This is a genomic window from Centipeda noxia ATCC 43541 (assembly GCF_000160555.1).
Lineage (GTDB): Bacteria > Bacillota > Negativicutes > Selenomonadales > Selenomonadaceae > Centipeda > Centipeda noxia.
This window is the reverse complement of the sequence record NZ_GG749283.1, coordinates 54,222-74,877: the sequence shown is the minus strand read 5'-3', so window position 1 is coordinate 74,877 and position 20,656 is coordinate 54,222. Positions and strand designations below refer to the sequence as shown.

19 protein-coding genes are annotated in these 20,656 nt (G+C 54.2%); 18 read left to right on the top strand and 1 reads right to left on the bottom strand.

The window, feature by feature from the left end; all coding sequences use genetic code 11:
- The first annotated feature begins 148 nt into the window (after positions 1-148).
- From tig to ahbB, 7 genes are all read left to right on the top strand, one after another.
- Entirely contained in the window at positions 149-1,438 is a 1,290-nt protein-coding gene (gene tig, locus HMPREF7545_RS09665; protein ID WP_040571394.1) for a trigger factor, read from the top strand.
- Between the two features lie 24 nt (positions 1,439-1,462).
- Positions 1,463-2,074: an ATP-dependent Clp endopeptidase proteolytic subunit ClpP gene (gene clpP / locus HMPREF7545_RS09660; RefSeq protein ID WP_040571393.1), complete on the top strand. Its 612-nt coding sequence runs from the start codon at positions 1,463-1,465 to the stop codon at positions 2,072-2,074.
- Positions 2,075-2,088: 14 nt separating this feature from the next.
- The gene (clpX, locus tag HMPREF7545_RS09655; RefSeq protein WP_006695558.1) at positions 2,089-3,354 is read left to right on the top strand and encodes an ATP-dependent Clp protease ATP-binding subunit ClpX; all 1,266 of its coding nucleotides are present in this window, start codon (positions 2,089-2,091) and stop codon (positions 3,352-3,354) included.
- 87 nt (positions 3,355-3,441) lie between these two features.
- Positions 3,442-5,757 carry an endopeptidase La gene (gene lon / locus HMPREF7545_RS09650; RefSeq protein ID WP_006695557.1) on the top strand — a complete coding sequence of 772 codons (2,316 nt, stop codon included), beginning with the start codon at positions 3,442-3,444 and terminating at the stop codon, positions 5,755-5,757.
- A gap of 13 nt (positions 5,758-5,770) precedes the next feature.
- The gene (gene yihA / locus HMPREF7545_RS09645) at positions 5,771-6,394 is read left to right on the top strand and encodes a ribosome biogenesis GTP-binding protein YihA/YsxC (protein ID WP_040571392.1); all 624 of its coding nucleotides are present in this window, start codon (positions 5,771-5,773) and stop codon (positions 6,392-6,394) included.
- A gap of 106 nt (positions 6,395-6,500) precedes the next feature.
- Positions 6,501-6,974, top strand: coding sequence for a siroheme decarboxylase subunit alpha (gene ahbA, locus HMPREF7545_RS09640; RefSeq protein WP_169303783.1), 474 nt, complete (start codon positions 6,501-6,503; stop codon positions 6,972-6,974).
- Positions 6,975-6,995: 21 nt separating this feature from the next.
- Positions 6,996-7,484 (top strand): siroheme decarboxylase subunit beta, encoded by a 489-nt coding sequence (ahbB, locus tag HMPREF7545_RS09635; protein WP_006695554.1) that lies wholly within the window; start codon positions 6,996-6,998, stop codon positions 7,482-7,484.
- Between the two features lie 62 nt (positions 7,485-7,546).
- Here ahbB and HMPREF7545_RS09630 read toward each other — a convergent pair whose 3' ends face one another.
- Positions 7,547-8,707, bottom strand: coding sequence for an FprA family A-type flavoprotein (locus tag HMPREF7545_RS09630; protein WP_006695553.1), 1,161 nt, complete (start codon positions 8,705-8,707; stop codon positions 7,547-7,549).
- A gap of 251 nt (positions 8,708-8,958) precedes the next feature.
- Between HMPREF7545_RS09630 and HMPREF7545_RS09625 the strand changes: the two genes are divergently transcribed.
- From HMPREF7545_RS09625 to HMPREF7545_RS09575, 11 genes are all read left to right on the top strand, one after another.
- Positions 8,959-9,498, top strand: a complete 540-nt coding sequence (locus tag HMPREF7545_RS09625) for a 3'-5' exonuclease (protein WP_006695552.1) — start codon at positions 8,959-8,961, stop codon at positions 9,496-9,498.
- 47 nt (positions 9,499-9,545) lie between these two features.
- Positions 9,546-9,818 (top strand): hypothetical protein, encoded by a 273-nt coding sequence (locus tag HMPREF7545_RS09620; RefSeq protein WP_006695551.1) that lies wholly within the window; start codon positions 9,546-9,548, stop codon positions 9,816-9,818.
- Between the two features lie 99 nt (positions 9,819-9,917).
- Positions 9,918-10,799, top strand: a complete 882-nt coding sequence (gene glyQ / locus HMPREF7545_RS09615) for a glycine--tRNA ligase subunit alpha (RefSeq protein ID WP_006695550.1) — start codon at positions 9,918-9,920, stop codon at positions 10,797-10,799.
- Complete coding sequence (glyS, locus tag HMPREF7545_RS09610) at positions 10,796-12,847, top strand: glycine--tRNA ligase subunit beta (protein ID WP_006695549.1); 2,052 nt, start codon at positions 10,796-10,798, stop codon at positions 12,845-12,847. The genes glyQ and glyS overlap by 4 nt, the downstream gene beginning before the upstream one ends.
- A 269-nt stretch (positions 12,848-13,116) precedes the next feature.
- Positions 13,117-13,788 (top strand): hypothetical protein, encoded by a 672-nt coding sequence (locus HMPREF7545_RS09605; protein WP_006695547.1) that lies wholly within the window; start codon positions 13,117-13,119, stop codon positions 13,786-13,788.
- A 112-nt stretch (positions 13,789-13,900) separates the two neighbouring features.
- Entirely contained in the window at positions 13,901-14,509 is a 609-nt protein-coding gene (locus tag HMPREF7545_RS09600; protein ID WP_006697091.1) for a phosphoribosylanthranilate isomerase, read from the top strand.
- Positions 14,510-14,582: 73 nt separating this feature from the next.
- Positions 14,583-15,368, top strand: a complete 786-nt coding sequence (gene trpC, locus HMPREF7545_RS09595; RefSeq protein ID WP_040571390.1) for an indole-3-glycerol phosphate synthase TrpC — start codon at positions 14,583-14,585, stop codon at positions 15,366-15,368.
- 3 nt (positions 15,369-15,371) lie between these two features.
- The gene (trpB, locus tag HMPREF7545_RS09590) at positions 15,372-16,559 is read left to right on the top strand and encodes a tryptophan synthase subunit beta (protein ID WP_006695544.1); all 1,188 of its coding nucleotides are present in this window, start codon (positions 15,372-15,374) and stop codon (positions 16,557-16,559) included.
- Positions 16,556-17,341: a tryptophan synthase subunit alpha gene (gene trpA, locus HMPREF7545_RS09585; RefSeq protein WP_006695543.1), complete on the top strand. Its 786-nt coding sequence runs from the start codon at positions 16,556-16,558 to the stop codon at positions 17,339-17,341. Before trpB ends, trpA begins: the two co-directional genes overlap by 4 nt.
- Before the next feature lie 68 nt (positions 17,342-17,409).
- Positions 17,410-18,093 (top strand): fructose-6-phosphate aldolase, encoded by a 684-nt coding sequence (locus tag HMPREF7545_RS09580; protein WP_006695542.1) that lies wholly within the window; start codon positions 17,410-17,412, stop codon positions 18,091-18,093.
- Between the two features lie 149 nt (positions 18,094-18,242).
- Positions 18,243-20,654, top strand: a complete 2,412-nt coding sequence (locus HMPREF7545_RS09575; protein WP_006695541.1) for a CRISPR-associated helicase/endonuclease Cas3 — start codon at positions 18,243-18,245, stop codon at positions 20,652-20,654.
- Positions 20,655-20,656 lie beyond the last annotated feature (2 nt).

The following is a 20,656-nucleotide window of genomic DNA, read 5'->3' as shown; positions in this document are numbered from 1 at the left end:
GCCGTAAGGTCCCCAACTTGTCATTTTGGTGTTTTTGTGATACGATACAAGGACAATGGCGGACAATGCGTTTTTTGCATGTCTGCCTATGGGAAATACGGCGAAGGTCGCGTTTCCAAAGGAAAGAAGCAGGAGGTCGTTTCATACAATGAAGGTTACGGCAGAGCATGGTGAGAACCGCGAAGTCACTCTGACGATTGAAGTTGATCAGGACAAACTGGAGAAAGCGACGGACAGTGCCGCAAAGCGAATCTCCGGGCGCGTCAATATTCCCGGATTCCGAAAGGGGAAGGCGCCTCGCAGGATTGTTGAGAATTTTGTCGGCAAGGAGGCGATTTTGCAGGAAGCCTTTGAGAGGCTTGCCCAGCAGGCGTTTGAGGATGCTTTGACAGAGCAGGATATGGAGCCGGTAACGCGCCCTGAGATCGATATTGTTACCCTTGAAGAGGGGAAAAATGTCATATTTACCGCGAAATTTACGCAGCGTCCCGAAGTAGCGCTCGGAGACTATAAGGGCCTGGCGGTGGAAAAGCAGGAGATCGTCGTCGCAGATGAGGATGTTGACCGTCAGATCGAGGGAATGCGTCAGAATCAGGGGACGCTCGTGGATGCGCCTGCGGATGCCGCTGTCAAGAAAGATGATTTTGTAACGCTTGATTTTGAGGGCTTTGTCGACGGCAAGCCATTCAAAGGAGGGAAGGGCGAGGACTATCCCCTTCAGATTGGTTCCGGCAGTTTTATCCCAGGCTTTGAGGATCAGCTCATTGGAGCCAAGATCGGTGAGGAGCGCGAGGTGAATGTCACGTTCCCCGAGGAGTATCACGCAGAGGAACTCAAGGGCAAGCCAGCGCTGTTCAAATGTACGATTCGCAGCATCAAGTCCCGTGAGCTCCCAGAGCTGAACGATGCATTTGCCAAGAAGGCGAGCAAGTTTGAGACACTTGCCGAGCTGCGTGAGGATATCCGCAAAAATCTGCAGGCCGGTGCGGAGCGTCAGGCTGAGGCCGATCGCCGTGCGAAGGCGATCGATATGGCGACGGACAACTGCACGATGGAGATTCCGCCCATTATGGTGGAGAATCGCATCACCGCCATGATTCAGGAGATGGCGATGCGCCTCGAGCAGCAGGGCATGAGCCTTGAACAGTATCTCCAGTACGCCGGACTCGATATGGCACGCATTCGTGACGAGTATCGCGAGGCGGCGGAGAAGAATGTCCGTACAGATCTCATGCTTGAGGAGGTCGCAAAGGCAGAAGGCATCAAGGTTGAGGGCAGAGATCTCGATCAGGAAGTCTATGCAATGGCGATTTCCTACGGCGCAACGCCGAAACAGGTTCAAAAGATTATCAAGGAGCAGGGGCGTGTCAGTGACCTTGCAGCAACCGTTCTGCGCAAAAAGACGGCGCAGTTCATCGTTGACAATATCACGGCGTAAGAGATCCCCTGTGGGGAGGAATATATGAGTTATTATGTACCGATGGTGGTGGAGAACTCGAGCCGTGGAGAGCGCGCCTACGATATTTACTCCCGGCTGCTCAAGGAGCGCATCATCTTCCTCGGCGGACCGATTGATGACAGTGTGGCAAATGTTGTCGTCGCGCAGATGCTCTTCCTAGAATCGGAAGATCCGGATAAGGACATCCATCTTTACATTAACAGCCCCGGCGGCGTTGTGACGGCCGGGCTTGCAATTTATGACACAATGCAGTACATTAAGCCCGATGTCTCGACGATCTGCATCGGGCAGGCGGCGAGCATGGGCTCCATTCTGCTCACAGCGGGCGCAAAGGGGAAGCGTTACGCGCTGCCGCACGCCCGCATCATGATTCACCAGCCGCTCGGCGGAGCGCAGGGCCAGTCAACGGACATTCAGATCCAAGCCAAGGAGATCCTGCGTCTGCGCGAAGTCGGCAACCATATCCTCGCGCGCCATACGGGACAGGATGAGAAGAAGATCAACGTCGACACGGAGCGTGATAATTTCATGTCGGCAGAGGAAGCAAAAGCATACGGCCTCATCGATGAAGTTGTGACCCGCCCCAAAACTGAGCCCGCCGCGAAGAAAGGCTGAGGGGGTGTGACGCGATGAAATTTGGAGAGGAAGACAAGGGGCAGCTGAAGTGCTCCTTCTGCGGAAAGACGCAGGAGCAGGTGCGCAAGCTCGTAGCCGGACCCGGTGTCTATATCTGCGATGAGTGTATTGAACTCTGCAATGAGATCATTGCAGAAGAGTTCAGCGATGATGTTGAAGTCGGCCTCAAGGATATTCCGAAACCGAAGGAAATCCGCCACATCCTTGATCAGTATGTCATCGGGCAGGACGAGGCGAAGAAGTCCCTGTCCGTTGCGGTCTACAATCATTACAAACGCATCAACGCGGGACAGAATAAGAACGAGGACGTAGAGCTGCGTAAGTCGAACATTCTTATGCTCGGTCCTACGGGGAGCGGAAAGACGCTGCTCGCACAGACCCTTGCGCGCATTCTGAATGTGCCGTTCGCAATCGCGGATGCGACCTCACTCACGGAAGCCGGCTACGTCGGCGAAGACGTGGAGAACATTCTGCTCAAGCTGATCCAAGCGGCAGACTATGATATTGAAAAAGCACAGCGCGGCATCATCTACATTGATGAGATCGATAAGATTGCGCGCAAGTCGGAGAATCCCTCCATCACCCGTGATGTCTCGGGAGAAGGGGTTCAGCAGGCGCTCTTGAAGATTTTGGAAGGGACGACCGCATCCGTGCCCCCGCAGGGCGGACGAAAGCATCCTCAGCAGGAGCTCCTGCAAATCGATACGACGAACATTCTCTTTATCTGCGGCGGCGCCTTTGACGGCATCGAGGAGATCATTGAATCGCGTCTCGGGAAGAAGCAGATGGGATTCGGCGCACAGGTGCGCTCAAAAAAGCGTGTCACGGTCGGTGCATTGCTCAGCAAAGTCATCCCCGAGGATCTGATGAAAAATGGTCTGATCCCAGAGTTTATCGGGCGCCTTCCTGTCGTTGTTACGCTGAACTCACTTGATGAGAAGGCGTTGGTTCGTATTCTGACGGAGCCGAAAAACGCTCTTGTTAAGCAGTTTCAGAAGCTTTTGGAACTCGATGGAGTCCGCCTCACCTTCGAGGATGATGCGCTGCGTCTCATCGCTAAGGAAGCGCTCACACACAAAACGGGAGCGCGCGGTCTGCGCTCCATCATCGAGGGCATTATGCGCAATGTTATGTACGAAGTACCTTCGATTCAAGGGGTGACGGCATGCCAAGTCACGAAGGATGTCATTGCCAACCGCAGCGATCCAATCCTGACGATTGACGGCGCCGGCAGCCAAAAGATGGCGGCTGCCAACTGATAATACATACATGAAAGGAGCTCTGCATTGCGGCGCTCCTTTTTCATTTTGGGGAGATTTCCCCGGATAGATACGGAAGGAAATACTATGTCCGAGAAACGAACGCTGCCGCTGCTTCCGCTGCGCGGGCTTGTGGTTTACCCCCATATGATGGTCAATCTCGACGTCGGACGTGACCGTTCGGTCGCGGCAATTGAGCGCGCCATTGCGGGGGACAGCTGCATCCTCGTCGTCTCACAGAAGGAACCGGAAACAGACGATCCGATGGCAGCTGATCTCTACGATGTCGGGACGGTTGCTGAGATACGACAGTTCCTGCGTATGCCGGAGGGTGTCCTTCGCATTCTTGTCGACGGACAAAAGCGCGCGGAGATCCTCGTCATTCGTGAGGGAGATACGCATGCCGAAGCAGATGTTCACGAGATCGAGGAGCCGGAGGATACAGCCCCGACGAAGGATATTGAGGCTCTTGTCCACGGGGTCACGAGCAAATTCGAAGAGTGGGTAAAGCTCTCCCATAAGATCCCGCCCGAGGCGCTCGTCTCCATCTCCATCATGGAGGATACCGGGCGGCTTGCGGATATCATAGCGAGCCACCTGAACCTAAAGCATGATGTGCGGCAGGAAATCCTTGCCGCTGTGGATGTGCGCACACGTTTGGACCGCCTCTATGAGGCGCTCGTCCATGAACTCGATATCATGGGCATTGAGCATGAGATCAACCGGCGCGTGCGCAAGCAGATGGAGAAGGTACAGCGTGACTTCTATCTGCGTGAGCAGATCAAGGCGATCCGCAAGGAACTCGGCGATGATGAAGATAAAGCTGCCGAGGTGGATCGTTACCGCGAGGCGATCATGTCAAAAGAATTTCCAGATGCTGTGCGTGAGACAATTGAGCACGAGATTCACCGTCTCGATATGAGCCCCGCAATGAGCGCAGAGGTCGGTGTTATTCGCAGCTATCTCGACGTACTTGTAGAGCTCCCGTGGTCTGAGATGACGAAAGAGCATGTCGATATGGCGGCGGCACATGCCGTGCTCGAACACGATCACTATGGCCTCGAAAAAATCAAAGAACGCATCCTCGACTATCTTGCTGTTCGGCGTCTTGCACCGGAGCAGAATGCGCCCATTCTCTGCCTTGCAGGCGCGCCCGGCGTCGGCAAGACCTCGCTCGGTGCATCGATTGCGCGTGCGATGGGGCGCAAGTTCATCCGCATCTCGCTCGGCGGTATCCGCGATGAGGCGGAGATACGCGGACACCGGCGTACTTATGTCGGGGCGATGCCCGGGCGCATTCTTGAAGGGATCCGCCGTGCGGGCACCAGGAATCCGGTTTTTCTTCTTGACGAGGTGGATAAGATCGCAATGGATTTTCACGGCGATCCGTCGGCAGCGCTTCTTGAAGTACTTGATCCTGCTCAGAACTGTACCTTCAGCGACCACTTTGTCGAGCTGCCGTTTGATCTCTCGCGTGTCTTCTGGATCGTGACGGCAAATAATCCGGCACGTATTCCTGCGCCGCTGCGCGATCGCATGGAAATTTTGACGTTGTCCAGTTACACTGAGCTCGAAAAGATCGAGATCGCACGGCGTCATCTTTTGCCGCGACAGCGGATGCAAAACGGTCTGAAGGCAAAGGACATCCGCATTAGCACAGGCGTCTATCCGGAGCTCATCCGCTCCTATACGCGCGAGGCAGGCGTGCGTGCGCTGGAGCGCGTTATCGGGCAGCTCTGCCGTAAGGCGGCGCGCCGCGTTGTCGAGGGGGAGAAGCCGCCCATTGCCGTAACTAAGGCGAATCTTGCAGATTTCCTCGAACGACCGAAATATCATACGGCAAAGCAGGAGAAGAAACCTCTTGTCGGCGTAGTGACGGGCCTTGCATGGACTGAGGTCGGGGGCGATGTGCTTCGGACCGAGGTCAATATTCTCCGCGGCAAAGGCAAACTCATCCTCACGGGTCAGCTCGGTGAGGTTATGCAGGAATCGGCGCAGGCCGCTCTCTCCTATGTGCGCAGCCGTGCCGATGCGCTTCATCTTGCGGAAAACTTTTATGAGACCGATGACATCCATATTCATCTGCCCGAAGGCGCCATCCCGAAAGACGGCCCGTCCGCCGGCATTACGATGGCCACAGCGATGATCTCGGCGCTCACGGGACGAAAGGTGCGCTCTGATGTCGCGATGACGGGAGAGATTACCCTGCGCGGGAATATCCTGCCGATCGGCGGACTCAAGGAAAAGACCCTCGCTGCCTATCGTGAAGGCCTAAAGACCATTGTCCTTCCGCAGGAGAATGAGCGCGATATCGAGGATATTCCCGATGTCGTGCGTTCCTCCTTGGAGTTCGTTCCCGTCGCCCATATGGACGAGGTGCTGCGGGTCGCTCTATACAACTAGGAGGTGTGCATCCTTGACAGAACCGGTCGTGATTACAAAGGCCGTCTATCTTGCCTCTGCTGTGCGGAGAGATCAGTATCCGGAGGAGGGCCGCCCCGCGGTTGCCTTCATCGGGCGGTCCAATGTCGGTAAATCTTCGCTGATCAATTCTCTCACGCGCATCCGTCAGCTTGCGCGTGTCTCCTCGAAGCCGGGCAAGACACAGACGATCAACTTTTATGAACTCCTTCTGCGCATTGACGGCGGGGCAGAGCGTTACTCCGTGCACCTTGTTGACCTGCCGGGCTATGGTTATGCCAAGGCGGCACGGGACAGCAGGAAGGTATGGGCGAAGTTCATCGAGGAGTATCTCCTCTATGCGGCAGAACTGCGCTTCGTCTGTCTCCTGCTCGACATCCGGCATACCCCGATGGAGTCTGACCGCAGGATGTTTTCCTGGCTCGTTGAGCATAATATCCCCGTACTCGTTATCGCCACAAAGTCAGATAAGATCGGCAGGAATGCACGACGTGCCCGAATCGCGGAGATTCAGAGATCGTTGGGAGTGCCGGAGCTCACCGTTTTGCCTTATGCTTCTCCCAAAAATGAAGGACGTTCAGAGTTACTTGACGTAATGAAAGAATATCTGATAGAATAAGCGCAGATAGAAGCTGAATGCAGTTCATTTTTCTGTGCTGAAATATCTGCTCATGAGCAAGGCGGGTGCACGATCAGCAGAGAGAGGTGCTGCCGGCCTGTGTATTATGGGGGATATTGTGATGACAGCACTGACGGATTTTGACAAACGGCTGCTGAACCTCCTGCAGGGCAACCTGCCGGTGTGTTCGCGGCCGTTTGCGCGTTTAGGGGAAATGCTGGACACAACGGAAGCACATGTGCTCAGGCGCCTGGAAGATCTGAAGAATGAGGGATATCTGCGGCGTATCGGCATCTTTTTTAATTCGGAGCGCCTCGGTTATCAGGGCACTTTGATCGCGCTCGAAGTGAAGCAGGAGCAGCTGCCCGCTGTCGCGCAGGCGATTAATCGCTATGCGGGGGCGACGCACAATTATGAACGAGAGGGGCGGTACAATCTTTGGTTCACACTGCTGACTCCATCGCGTGAAATGGAGCAGCGTATTCTTTCTGAAATTGCAGCACTGCCGGGGGTACAGAACCTTATGAGTTTGAAAGCACATAGGCGATATAAGATCAATGTGCAGTTCAAACTGGACTAAGCCGTGAAGGAAGGATGCGTTATGACAGAGGGTACGGGAATCAGCGAACTCGATAAAAAAATCGTTCGCCTTCTTCAGGGGGAATTCCCCCTCGTTTCGGAACCGTACAAAGTGCTCGCAGCAGAGATTGGCATCTCGGAGGAAGAATTGCTCGCTCGTGTCGCTGCTTTGCGCGAGGAAAAGAAGATCCGCAAAATAGGGGCGGTCCTTCGCCATCGTGAGGTGGGGTTCACGTCGAATTGTCTCTGCGTATGGGATGTGCCGGATGAATGCATGGATGAGACGGCTGCACGGATGGCGGAGCATCCGCGCGTCTCACACTGCTATGAGCGCAATCGTGCGACGGGATGGCACTATAACCTATATACGATGATTCACGGATACAGCCGTGAGGAATGTGAAGCGATTGCAGCTGAACTCAGCACTGCGACCGGTATCGCGGATCGTCGTATGCTCTACACGAAGAAAGAGTGGAAGAAAACTGCAATGCGGTATTTTACAGAAGAATAAGCGCGTTTTACAAAAAAACCGCCGTACGAAGTTGTTCGTCGCTTCGTACGGCGGTTTTTATTCTAGAGTGCAAGTATTTGATCGCGCAGACCTGCAAGCTGTTCCTTGGAGGGGACGTAGAGCATGCGTACTTTGTCCATGACAATCTCGCAGCCGCCGGCTCTAAGCTCATCTTCGATCTGCTGGATGCTCTGCCCGCCCCAGCCATAGGATCCGAAGGCGAATGCCTTGCGTCCCTTCGGTGCAAGCCCCTTCATGTAGCAGAGGAAGCCGCCGATGGTAGGGAGCATCTGGTTGTTGAGCGTTGGTGAGCCGACGATGAGATAATGGCTCGTGAGGACATCCGTCATGATGTCGGCGTGCGTATTCTTTTGGATGTCATAGTAGCCGACGGAGAAGCCCTTGTCAATGAAGGCCTCGGCGATGGTGTGCGCCATCATCTCTGTGGAGTGCCACATCGTATCGTAGACAATGACGGCGCGCTCCTCGGTCTCGCCCAACGACCACTTATTGTAGAGGCTTATGATCTCGGGGATATGGGAGCGCCAGATAACGCCATGTCCCGTGGCAATCATCTCAATGTCGAGTTTGTGGACTTCCTTCAGCGCCGTTTGTGCTTGTTTGGCGTAGAGGAAAAGAATGTTCGCGTAGTATTTTTTTGCCTCATCGATGACGATGGAAAGATCGTTGTCATCGTCATAGCGCTTGCCTGAGGCGTAGTGCTGGCCGAAAGCATCGTTCGAGAAAAGGATCTTCTCCTCGGGGCAGTAGGTTACCATGCTGTCCGGCCAATGGAGCATCGGCGTCGGGACGAATGCGAGCGTGCGTGTCCCGATGGAGAGGGTATCGCCTGCTTTCACCGTCTCATAGGGCATTTCGCCGTAGTAGGCGCGCAGCCCCTTGAGCCCGTTCGGCGCGCTCGTGATGACCTTCGCGTTGGGTGCGAGGGAGGAGATGAGCGGGACGCCGTACGAGTGATCCGGTTCGACGTGGTTTGAGACGATGTAGTCGATCTGTGACGGATCGATGACAGAGGAGATGCGCGCAAGCATCTCCGGCTCAAAGCCTTGCTTCACTGTATCAATAAGTGTGATCTTGTCATCGATGATGAGATAGGCGTTGTAGGTGGAACCGCGCTGGGTATCGTAGCCGTGAAAGCTGCGCATGGACCAGTCGATCGCACCGACCCAGTAAATACCATCGCGAATTTTAATAGCGTTCATGAAGGATGCTCCTCTCATTGATGGGATCATTTATATACTTTATAGATTCTTTCTATAAACGTGTACTATATTTATAGAAGTATTCTATCTTAATTCAAAGGCTTTTGCAACAGGAAATTCAATGCGGATTCCCTTATGAACCCCAAAGGGGACGGGCGTTTTCTTGACAGACGATTTTGCATACGATATAATATTTTTAACGAAAGCCGTGTAAAAATTGGGAGAAAACGACTGGAAAAGGAAGGACTTTCATGTTGGAAAAAATTCTGGTCTTTGACACCGAGACGACAGGTTTTCGAAGCGATGATGAAGTGTTGACTCTCGCCGTCGTGGACGGTGCAGGAGCAACAGTGGTGGACGGTATGTACGCACCTGTGCGCAAGAATGCGTGGCCGGATGCGGAGAAGATCAACCGCATTTCTCCTGCGATGGTGGTGAACTGTCCGCCGATTCTTGCACAGCAGGCAGAGCTCGAGCGGATGTTCAACGATCCGGAGACGCTGCTTGTCGGTTATAATATCGAGTTTGATATCCGGCTGCTGGCTCAGTCCGGCATCCGCATCCAGAATCCGAATCGGCACGATGTGATGCTTGCGTTCTCAGAGTTCCGCAAGGTCCCCGATGCGCGCCGCGGCGGATATCGCTGGTGGAAACTGGCGGAGTGCGCAGACTATTACCGCTATGACTGGGGGACGACGAAGGCGCACGGAGCGCTTGCAGATACGCTTGCGACGCTCTTTTGCTATCAGAAGATGAAGGAGCCGGTATACGAGGAGCAGAGTCTCTTTTGACGATTGTTGTGTAATATCCCCGCACGCGAAGAGAGGAGGGGACTATTATGCCGGAACGTCCATATGCGCAGAACGCCTTCGAATCGATGCGGGAGCGCAGGAAAAGAGAAATGGAGAGCCGATTGGCACGCGTAAAAGAGCTGCGGATCTCCTATCAGCGAAAAATCATCGGGACAGCGGTCATTTTCTTTATCATCCTCATCATTGTGTGCGCTTTGCTCCCCTCCAATGATGCGGCGGGGTATGAGAACAAGTGGAACAAGGATATCAATTCGCGCCAGGCTCAGATTTTGCAAAGCTTGGAAGAAAATTTTAAGTAGGTTCTTGCCATTTTTTAAAAACCGCGTATTCTATAAAAGAACGCGGTTTTTTTATGAAGGAAGCATGAATGATCCGTAATTCCTAAAGGAGTTGTTTGCATGAAATTCCAGGAGGTTATCCTTGCACTGCAGGAGTTCTGGTCCGGGCAGGGGTGTATCCTTGCACAGCCGTATGATGTGGAAAAGGGCGCAGGAACTATGAGTCCGTGGACATTTTTGCGTGTTTTGGGGCCGGAACCATGGAACGTCGCCTATGTCGAACCGTCACGCAGACCCGCAGACGGCCGCTATGGCGACAATCCGAACCGGCTCTATCAGCATCATCAGTTCCAGGTTATCATGAAGCCCTCGCCGAACAACATCCAGGAGCTCTATCTCGAGAGTCTTGCCCGGCTCGGCATCCGCGCCGTGGAACATGACATTCGCTTTGTTGAGGATAACTGGGAGTCTCCGACCCTCGGTGCGTGGGGGCTCGGCTGGGAGGTCTGGCTGGACGGCATGGAGATCACGCAGTTCACATATTTCCAGCAGGTCGGCAGTCACGACGTCAAGCCCGTCTCTGTTGAGATCACCTATGGTCTTGAACGCCTTGCGATGTATATCCAGGGCGTGGAGAACGTCTATGACATCGCATGGACGGGCGATGTGACCTATGGGGATGTGTTCCATCAGAACGAGTTCGAGCAGTCCACCTATGCATTTGACCTTTCGGATGAGGCGCTTCTCTTTGATCTTTTTGACAAATATGAGGCAGAGGCAGTGCGCGTCATCGGTGCGGGGCATGTGCATCCCGCGCATGACTACGTGCTCAAATGTTCGCACACGTTTAACCTGCTTGATGCACGCGGTGCGATCAGCGTCTCGCAGCGGACGGCATTTATCGGACGCGTCCGAAAACTTGCGCGTCTTTGCGCGGAGGCGTATCTGGCCCAGCGTGAGGCGCTCGGCTACCCGATGCTGAAGAAGGAGGGGAGAAAATGAGCAAGGATCTTCTGCTTGAAATCGGAACAGAGGAAATTCCGGCCCATGTCATGCCTCATCTTCTCTCTGATCTGAAACGCTTGGCGGGCGAGCAGCTCCGTGATCAGCGGCTTTCCTATGAGAATCTGCGTACCATCGGCACGCCGCGCCGTGCGGCGCTCATCGTGACGGGACTTGCCGAGCGGCAGGAAGATGTCAGTACGGAGACGCGCGGGCCCTCGGTCGCCATCGCCTTTGATGCGGCGGGGAACCCGACGAAGGCGGGCGAAGGGTTTGCACGCGGGCAGGGAATCGATCCTTCCGCACTCATTCAGCGGGACGGCTATGTCTATGCTTCCGTCCATGAGAAGGGGGCGGAGACGGCACGGCTGCTCACGGAACTGCTGCCGGAACTTATCCGCTCCATACCTCTCCCGAACAGTATGCGCTGGGGCGATCTGGATTTCCGTTTCATCCGTCCGATCCGCTGGCTCGTCGCACTCTATGGGACGGAGACCGTGCCCTTTATGCTGGCGAACGTCACGAGCGGGAATATGTCGCGCGGTCATCGGACGCTTGCACCGGCAGACTTTATCATCCCGTCACCTGCAGACTATGAGGCAGCCTGTGAAAGAGCGCACATTATCGTCGATCCGGAGCGCCGCCGTGCGATGATCTGTGAGCAAATTGCGGAGACGGCAAAGGCGTGCGGGGGGACGGCGGAGATCACGCCGGACCTTCTCGAGGAGGTGCTCTATCTCGTCGAGTATCCGACGGCACTCAGCGGTGCCTTCGAGGAGAGATACCTTGCACTTCCGGCAGAGGCTGTCATCACGCCGATGCGCGATCATCAGCGCTATTTCCCCGTCAAGGCGGCGGACGGCAGTCTCCTGCCCGTGTTCATCACCGTGCGGAATGGCGGGAAAGAGCATCTCGACGTCGTCGCCCACGGCAATGAGCGTGTTTTGCGCGCACGTCTTGCAGACGCACAGTTCTTCTTCGATGAGGATCGCAGAAAATCACTCGCGGAACATCGCGAAAAATTGAAAACGGTCGTCTTCCAACAGGGCCTTGGGTCGATGTATGAGAAGACAGAGCGCCTCATGGGGCTGGTTACGGCGATTGTCGAGGAGATCGCGCCGGATGATGCTGTCTATGAGGTGATGTCATCCGATGCACGACGTGCAGCCGAGTTGTCGAAAGCCGACCTCGTGACGGGGATGGTAACAGAGTTTACGGAACTCCAGGGCATTATGGGGCGTGAATACGCCCTCCTCGACGGAGAGAAGCCCGCGGTCGCGCGCGCCATTGACGAGCAGTATATGCCGCGCTTTGCAGGAGATGAACTGCCGCAGACACCGCTCGGCTTTGCGCTCAGCGTTGCAGACAAGATCGACAATATCGTTGGTACGTTCAGCCGCGGCAAGATTCCGACGGGCTCACAGGATCCTTTTGCACTGCGTCGTCAGGCGCTCGGACTCGTGCTCATGCTGATCGAGCAGGAGAGCGGACTGCTCCTCTCCGATCTCGTCGATGAGGCGTGTGATCTCTATGCGTTGGATGAGGACAAACGCGAGAAGATGCAGGCAGATGTCGCAGATTTCATCCGTCTGCGCCTCAAGAATGTCCTCACGGAGCGCGGTGTGCGCTACGATGTGCAGGAGGCAGTGCTTGCGGATGTGGACTTCGTTGCAAATGTGCCCGTGCGCGCCGCCTACGTCGAGCGGCTGCTCAAGGAGAATGGAGCAGATGCGCTCGTGCAGTCCTTTGTCCGTGTCGGCAATATCGCGCGTATGGCAGAGCGTACGACGCTTGATACAGACCTCTTTCAGGCGGCAGAGGAGGGCGCGCTCCTCTCTGCCTACGAGAACGCAGCTGCGGCACGCGCGGGGGGGGAAGACACGCTTGCGGCAGAGAGGAGTCTCGCACAGGCGATTGACGCCTTCTTTGATGCGGTCATGGTCATGGATAAGGATGCGCGTATCAAGATCAATCGTCTGACACTGCTCAAGACAATCGACGACTATCTGCTTGAGACGGCAGATTACAGTAAGATCGTACTGAATTGACTACGATACGTACAAACAAAACACAATGGTGGAGTTGTCGCACGACTTCAAATTTGAGGATCGTGCGGCCGCCGTTCTGGTAATGCCGATGACGCGACGTTTGCAGCAAAGCATGCGGGGGATGTGCTTCAGCAGGGGAGCGGCTTTGAATCAAACTTTAATTGATGCCTAAATCGTGCTTAACAAGTATTTTCTATACTATTGAAATGTGAAGGATACTTGAGGAACAGAATGGAAGCGGAGCTTCTTACAGAAAGGTGTTGTTTCGTATGAAGAGATCCACGAGAAAAAATATTATTGGCATCACGTTTGGAGTGCTCATTGTCAGCGGGAGCATCGGCTCGCTTGCCTATGCGAATGGGGCGAATGCGGCGCCGCCCCCGTCGAAGACAAGCGAGGCGAAGATGGACGCGGCTCATGCGGATGTCCAGCTCACGCCGGAGGAGCTCGCGAAGCATGTGTCGGAGACGTTTAAGGTCTCTGAGGCAGAGGTCAAGCAGGCAATTGATGCGAAAAAAGATCTCGCGGATATCGGTCAGGCGGCAATGTTCGCAAAGATTTCCGGCAAGTCCTTCCGCGATGTCATGGCGATGAAGGAGGGCGGCAAGACGTGGGAGCAAATTGCCGACTCCCTCAACATAACGGAAGAAGCGGTTCAGAAAGAACTGGACGAGATGGCTGTCATGCACATCTCAATGCAGGGCGAGATGGATGTGAATACTGCGCGTACTCTCTACAATGAGGGATACGAGCCGCACGACATCGAGATGGCCGGCATCCTCGCCAAGGCATCGGGCAAGGACGTTCGCTCCGTACTTGAACGCAAGAATATGAAGAATCGTTGGGAGGATATCGCAAAGGAACTCGGCGTCAATCCGACATTGGTGCGTCCTCCTCACCCGGATGCGGCACCTGCAAATAAGCCGCCAATGAAGAAATAACGATATTTGATTTCAGCAAGGTTCTGCATTTGTCCGTGAATGCAGGACCTTTTTCATTTGACAAATACAGTTCGTATCTCTAAGATGATGAAGCATGAATGGAGGAGAGCGGATGCGTGTGAAGATGTGCGGAATGAAGACCGTCTCAGCAGCGCTTGCGGCAGAGGAGGCAGGCGCAGACTATATTGGTTTTGTCTTTGCGAAAAAAAGTCGGCGATTCATTGCACCCAAGGCGGCACAGGAGATCGTGCGGGAGCTGCGTCATGCGCAAAAGGTCGGCGTATTCGTCGACGCGCCGATGGATGAGGTGAACGCGATTGCTGCACTCGTAGGACTCGATTATGTACAGCTGCATGGGCATGAGACGGCCGAAACGGCGCGGGGTTCAGAGCGTCCTGTGATCAAGGCATATCGCTATGGGGATGATTTCGATGTGGATGCAGCGAACAAGTATCCTGCCGAGATTATTCTCGTGGACAGCTATCTGCAGGGAGCAGCAGGCGGCACAGGTACGGTGTTTGCGTGGCAGGAGGCGGCGCGGGAGATCGCGCGCATTACGAAGCCTGTTCTGATCGCGGGCGGCATCACGGCAGAGAACGTGGGAGAGGCCGCAGTGATCTTTCATCCCTTCGGCGTCGATGTGTCGGGCGGACTCGAAGAGCAGGGCGAGAAATCGGAGGAAAAAATCAGAGCGTTTATGGAGGCAGTGCGTCGGCGCTGATTGACAAATGGGATATCCTCCACTAAGATAGGAGAATATGCCGGACAGCGTAAGAGCCGGAAGGAGGTGCAGCGTGCGCGATATACTGGCCGAGATCGTTGCAAAGAAGCGCGATATTGTAGCAGCAGCAAAGAGATCCGTGCCGCTTGATGAATTGAAATCAACCCTCTCATGCGGTACGTTTCGCATGGCGGAGCACTTCCGATGGCGGGGCTGGGGACTGATTGCAGAATGCAAACTGCAGTCGCCGGCGAAGGGGCGACTGACGAGCTCGCACAGCGTCATGGAACTTGCCGATATCTATACGGCGGCGGGCGCAACGGTGCTCTCCGTGCATACCGATCCGCACTTCCTCGGGAGCAACGAGGACTTTGCAGCGGTGCGTGCGCGTGTGGATACGCCGCTCCTGCGCAAGGACTTCATCATTGACCCGTATCAAGTCTACGAGGCGCGTGCCCTCGGTGCGGATGCCGTGTTGCTGATCGTACGCATCCTGACGCCCGAGGAGCTGAAAGAGCTGCTCTATCTCACATGGAGCCTCGGGATGGATGCCCTTGTCGAGGTGCATGACCGCGCTGATCTTGAGATCGCGCAGGCGACACCGGCGGAGTTTATCGGCATCAACAACCGCAATCTTGTGACCTTTGAGACGAGCGTTCAAACGACGCTCGATCTCCTGCCGTATGCAGACATGAGCCGCACCATCATCAGCGAGAGCGGTATTTTCTCGCGGGAGGATGCTGTGCTCGTCCATGAGGCGGGCTGCAAGGGCGTCCTTGTGGGCGAAGGGCTTGTGCGTGCTGCCGATATCGGTGCATTTGCGAGAGAGCTATCCGAAGTTGGAATAAAGGAGCAATGATATATGAGCAAGAAGGGAAGATTCGGCAGCTATGGCGGACAGTATGTGCCCGAGATCGCGATGCCTGCCCTGAATGAACTGGAAGAGGCCTATCTGAAATATCGTGAAGACGAGGAGTTTCTCACAGAGTTCCGCGGCTATCTGAGAGAGTATGCGGGACGTCCGACGAATCTGTACTTTGCTGAGCGGCTGACGAAGCACTACGGCAAGGCGAATATCTATCTCAAGCGTGAGGATTTGCTGCATACGGGCGCGCATAAGATCAATAACGCACTCGGGCAGGCGCTCCTCGCCAAGCGCATGGGCAAGAAACGCATCGTCGCGGAGACGGGCGCAGGCCAACATGGTGTTGCGACGGCAACGGTCGCGGCCCTCTTCGGTATGGAGTGCCACATTTTCATGGGAGTGGTCGATGTCGAGCGTCAACGGCTCAACGTGTTCCGCATGCGTCTCCTGGGGGCGACGGTCATCCCTGTATCGAGCGGCACGGGCACGCTCAAGGATGCAACGAGTGAGGCGATTCGCTACTGGGCGACGAACATCACGGACACCTACTATGTCATCGGTTCTGCGGTCGGTCCGCATCCGTATCCGGAGATGGTGCGCGACTTCCAGAAAGTCATCGGTGAGGAGATCCGCGCACAGGCAAAGGATACGTTCGACGGCAACCCCGACTACCTCGTTGCCTGCATCGGCGGCGGCAGCAATGCGATCGGGACCTTCTACGATTTCCGCAATGATGCAGATGTCAAGAAGTTCTGCGTCGAGGGCGGCGGACGCGGCGATGCAGACGGAGACAACGCCAAGACGCTCAGCGGTGCGGGCACGCCCGGCATCCTTCATGGCGCATACAGCTATCTCCTCCAGAACGAGGACGGACAGGTGATCGAGGCATACAGCATTTCGGCAGGACTGGACTACCCTGGTGTCGGCCCCGAGCACTCCTTCTTCAAGGATGAGGGAATTGTTGCCTATGTTTCTGTAACCGATCAGGAAGCACTTGCGGCGTTCCAGCGTCTGTCGCGCATCGAAGGCATTATTCCTGCACTTGAAAGTTCACACGCACTTGCATATCTCGAAAAACTCATGCCCGAGACGAAGGCGGGCGAGAATATCGTTGTCTGTCTCTCGGGACGCGGCGATAAGGATGTGCAGATGGTCGCAAAGGAGCTGGGGGAGGAGATCGTATGAGCAAGCGTCTGGATGAAAAACTCGCAAAGCTTCGTGCGGAAGGAAGAACAGGGCTCTATATTTACGTCACAGCGGGTTGCCCGAGCGCGGAAGCGACTGTCGATATTGTACGCCGTGCCGAGGAGGCGGGTGCGGATGTGATTGAGCTCGGTTTGCCGTTCTCCGATCCGATGGCGGACGGTCCCGTTATTCAGGAGGCAAGTGTCATTGCGCTGAAGAACGGAATGACGATGAAAAAAGCGCTCGAGATCGTCAAGGAGATCCGCAAACACTCCGAGATCCCGCTCATCGGCATGGGCTACATCAACATGGTGAACCACTATGGCTTTGAGAAATTTGTCGCGGATTTCAAGGCGGCAGGCATGGACGGCGTGATCTTCCCTGACGTGCCGCATGAGGAGTCTGCCGATATGCGCCGCATCTGCGCCGCGCATGACTTTACCCTCACCGAGTTCATTACGCCCGGCACGACCGAAGAGCGCATGCAGGAGACATGCAAAGATGCGCGCGGCTTTATTTACTGCATCTCGAATTATGGCGTCACGGGTGTTAAGGAGATCGACTACTCCATCATCGGGGGTGTCTGCAAGGCCGCGCGCCGTTATACGGATGTGCCGCTTGCCATCGGTTTCGGCATCGGTACGCCTGAGGCGGCGGCGCGTGCGGGCAAGCAGGCAGACGGCGTCATTGTCGGCAGCGCCGTGGTGAAGCATATCATCGACGGCGACATCAACGGCGGCATCCAGCTGATTGCCGCTATGCGCAAGGCATTGGATGCGTAAATCAACCGCAAAGCTCACCTGCCATTGGTCGGGTGGGCTTTTGTGCTTATTTTGAAAGGGCTGTGACAATGAAATATCTACTCGACACTGCAAACCTCGACGAGATCCGTGAACTCTCCGAATATCTGCCTATTGCGGGCGTGACGAGCAACCCCACTATTGTGAAGAGGGAAGGTGCGGTTCCGTTCTTTGCTCATATGCGTGAGATTCGCACAATCATCGGCAGTCTGCGTCCGCTGCATATTCAGGTGACGGCACGGAACTACGACGGCATGATGCGTGACGCGGAAGCTGTGTTCCGTCATGTGGATGAGAAGGTATTCATCAAAGTTCCCGTCGACTTCGCGGGCGTCAAGGTCATCAAGGCGCTCAAGCGGCAGGGGGCGAACGTGACAGCGACGGCGGTCTACGGAATGGACCAGGCATTCATCGCACTCGAGGCAGGGGCGGACTGCATCGCTCCGTATTTCAACCGCATGGAGGCGCTTGGCGTCGATGCTGCGAATGTTATCGGCAGCATCGCCGGCATCATCAATCATTACGGCTATGAGACGGAGATTCTGGCGGCGAGCTTCAAACAGCCTGCTCAGATCGACCGCGCCATCCTCGCAGGCGCGCACTCCGTCACTGTCAGTCCGAATATTCTGCGCGAGATTTTTGCTAAGAAGGTTGTAACAGATGCCATTCAAGTATTTGCGGATGATTGGTCAGATCTCTACGGAGGCAAGATGCTGACCGAGTTGGATGAATGATATAGAGTTTTCATTCTAGGTTTTATATACTCCCTTGGATACCGTAAGGCATACGAGGGGGTATATTTTTAAATAATATTAAAGAAATAAAAGAAAATAACAGGAGATTCAGAAGATATGTAGAAATATATAGGCGGAGTGTGATAGAGATGAAACAGTATCTTGCTCATATCCGACGCGACGGATCAGCGAAGCAGACCATGCGTGCCCATCTCCTGCGCGTGGGGGACCTCATGGCGGCATCTGCTGCGGGGATCGGCTTATCGGCGACTGCACGGCTGATCGGCGTGCTGCATGATCTTGGCAAGTGCACGAAAGAGTTCGCCGATTATCTTGACTGGTGCCGAAAGCCGGGGAATTATAACGAGGGGAAAAAGGTAGATCATTCCACAGCGGGCGGTCAGCTCTTGATGAGGCGATATGGTGATAGGGATGTCGATGGACTGCTTACAGTACATATAGCAGCACTCGTGATTTTCTCACATCATACAGGGCTGATGAACTATCTTGGTGAAGATGGAACGTCTGATTTTCTGCGGCGCATGGAGAAAATAGATGTGCCGAATGTCGATCTTTCCTATTATTATGATACAGTCATCTCGGAATCAGAGCTTGATTTGCTTTTTGAGCATGCTGTCCATGAATTTACTGTACTTGATGCAAAGATTACGGCGCTTGATCCGGAGAGGGGCGAGAAGTATCATTTTTACTGGGGCATGGTGCATAAGCTGCTGCTCAGTATGCTCGTTGATGCTGATCGGCTGGATAGTGCGGAGTTCGAACTTGAAAAACCGTTGACGGACGAATGGGACACGGCCGAGATCTGGGCGGACTTCTCTGATAAGTTGGAGCAGAAACTTACCGGATTTTCCATTCCTCCAGAGCCAAAGGCAGAGAAAATTGCTCGGCTTCGTCAAAAGATCAGCGATGACTGCCTCGAATCAGGTGACGAGAGCCCTGGGATTTTCAGGTTATGCGTTCCAACGGGCGGTGGCAAGACCCTTGCAAGTATGCGGTTTGCCCTGCGTCATGCGCAGAAATACAATAAAAAAAGAATTGTTGTTGTCATTCCTTATACCTCGATCATCGATCAGAACGTCAAGGAGATTCGTGATATTTTCCACATGGATGAGGCGATTCTGGAACATCACTCCAATGTCATCACGGAGGACGATGGGGAAGATACTGAGAGTATGGACTTTCGGCGCATCCTTACGGAGCGATGGGATGTTCCGGTCATCTTTACGACGCAGGTGCAGTTTCTGAACACTGTGTTTGCGGGCGGCAACAGCTCCTTGCGCAGGCTGCATGCGCTGGAGGACAGCATCATTATTTTTGATGAGATTCAGACGCTTCCTATTCGCTGTACTTATCTCTTCAACGCAGCAATGAACTTTCTTAAAGATTTGTGTCGTGTCACCGCGCTTCTTTGCACGGCGACTCAACCACCGCTGGAACAGTTGGATGTTCCGATTGAGATGAGGGATAATGCGGATCTTACGAGCGATTTAGCAGAGGTGTTTGAGGGCTTCCAAAGAGTGCAGATTAAGAATATCTGTGAGGATGGCGGTGTTTCCATTAATGAAATTGCCGGAGAAATCGTGCATAGTGCGGAGGAGATCGGTGATGTCCTTTGCATCGTGAACCTCACGGAACAGGCGCGCAGCCTCTATGAGAAAGTCTCTGAACTTGCGCAGATTTCGGAACGAGATATTCATGTTGTGCATCTCAGTACGAAAATGTGCCCTGCCCACCGTAAGGAGGTCCTGCGTACTGTGCGGGAAGAGCTTGATACTCGCCAGGAATATCCAGAGCAGCGGCTTATCTGTATCAGCACGCAGCTCATTGAGGCGGGGGTTGATGTATCCTTTCCTGTAGTCTATCGTGCTCTTGCTGGATTCTCCTCCATCGCACAGGCGGCGGGACGCTGCAACCGCCATGGGGAGATGGAGCGCGGGATCGTTCGGCTCTTTACGTTGGAACAAGAAAATCTCAGCAATCTTAAGGACATACAACAGGGAAAAAAGATCGCACAGATCATGTTGTATCAACAAATGGAAAATGAAATTGTAACACCCCAAATTATGGATGAGTATTTCCGGCGGTTTTATAGAGACCATACGGAAAAGGAAATGTGTTATCCGATCAAGGGACGCAATACCATCTTCGATCTTTTGAGCGCAAACAATGCAGGTTGGAATGCATGCCAAGGTCGTGGGGATAAGATAGATTTGTACTTTATGCAAGCATTTCACGATGCAGGCAATATGTTTGAGGTTATTGATACCTATACGGAGAGTGTTCTTGTGCCCTATAAGGATGGAGATTCCCTTATTCCATTATTTGATGGAAAGACAGCGGATAAGAAAGTTTTTTTCAGGGAGATGAAGCAGGCACAGCAATATGCAGTAAATCTCTTTTCTTATGAAATCCAACATCTTGAAGCATGGGGCGCTGTTTGGCGAACGGAAAGCGGGGTGATTGCCTTAAGAAAGGAATATTATAGTGAAAATTTCGGGGTGCAACTGGAGGAGCAGCAGAATGATTATTGTATGGTTTGAGG

Excerpts from the sequence above, each read along its gene's own strand:
- tig (WP_040571394.1), top strand. The coding sequence starts at position 149 with ATGAAGGTTACGGCAGAGCATGGTGAGAACCGCGAAGTCACTCTGACG.
- clpP (WP_040571393.1), top strand. The coding sequence starts at position 1,463 with ATGAGTTATTATGTACCGATGGTGGTGGAGAACTCGAGCCGTGGAGAG.
- clpX (WP_006695558.1), top strand. The coding sequence starts at position 2,089 with ATGAAATTTGGAGAGGAAGACAAGGGGCAGCTGAAGTGCTCCTTCTGC.
- lon (WP_006695557.1), top strand. The coding sequence starts at position 3,442 with ATGTCCGAGAAACGAACGCTGCCGCTGCTTCCGCTGCGCGGGCTTGTG.
- ahbA (WP_169303783.1), top strand. The coding sequence starts at position 6,501 with ATGGGGGATATTGTGATGACAGCACTGACGGATTTTGACAAACGGCTG.
- ahbB (WP_006695554.1), top strand. The coding sequence starts at position 6,996 with ATGACAGAGGGTACGGGAATCAGCGAACTCGATAAAAAAATCGTTCGC.
- HMPREF7545_RS09630 (WP_006695553.1), bottom strand. The coding sequence starts at position 8,707 with ATGAACGCTATTAAAATTCGCGATGGTATTTACTGGGTCGGTGCGATC.
- HMPREF7545_RS09625 (WP_006695552.1), top strand. The coding sequence starts at position 8,959 with ATGTTGGAAAAAATTCTGGTCTTTGACACCGAGACGACAGGTTTTCGA.
- HMPREF7545_RS09620 (WP_006695551.1), top strand. The coding sequence starts at position 9,546 with ATGCCGGAACGTCCATATGCGCAGAACGCCTTCGAATCGATGCGGGAG.
- glyQ (WP_006695550.1), top strand. The coding sequence starts at position 9,918 with ATGAAATTCCAGGAGGTTATCCTTGCACTGCAGGAGTTCTGGTCCGGG.
- glyS (WP_006695549.1), top strand. The coding sequence starts at position 10,796 with ATGAGCAAGGATCTTCTGCTTGAAATCGGAACAGAGGAAATTCCGGCC.
- HMPREF7545_RS09605 (WP_006695547.1), top strand. The coding sequence starts at position 13,117 with ATGAAGAGATCCACGAGAAAAAATATTATTGGCATCACGTTTGGAGTG.
- HMPREF7545_RS09600 (WP_006697091.1), top strand. The coding sequence starts at position 13,901 with ATGCGTGTGAAGATGTGCGGAATGAAGACCGTCTCAGCAGCGCTTGCG.
- trpB (WP_006695544.1), top strand. The coding sequence starts at position 15,372 with ATGAGCAAGAAGGGAAGATTCGGCAGCTATGGCGGACAGTATGTGCCC.
- trpA (WP_006695543.1), top strand. The coding sequence starts at position 16,556 with ATGAGCAAGCGTCTGGATGAAAAACTCGCAAAGCTTCGTGCGGAAGGA.
- HMPREF7545_RS09580 (WP_006695542.1), top strand. The coding sequence starts at position 17,410 with ATGAAATATCTACTCGACACTGCAAACCTCGACGAGATCCGTGAACTC.
- HMPREF7545_RS09575 (WP_006695541.1), top strand. The coding sequence starts at position 18,243 with ATGAAACAGTATCTTGCTCATATCCGACGCGACGGATCAGCGAAGCAG.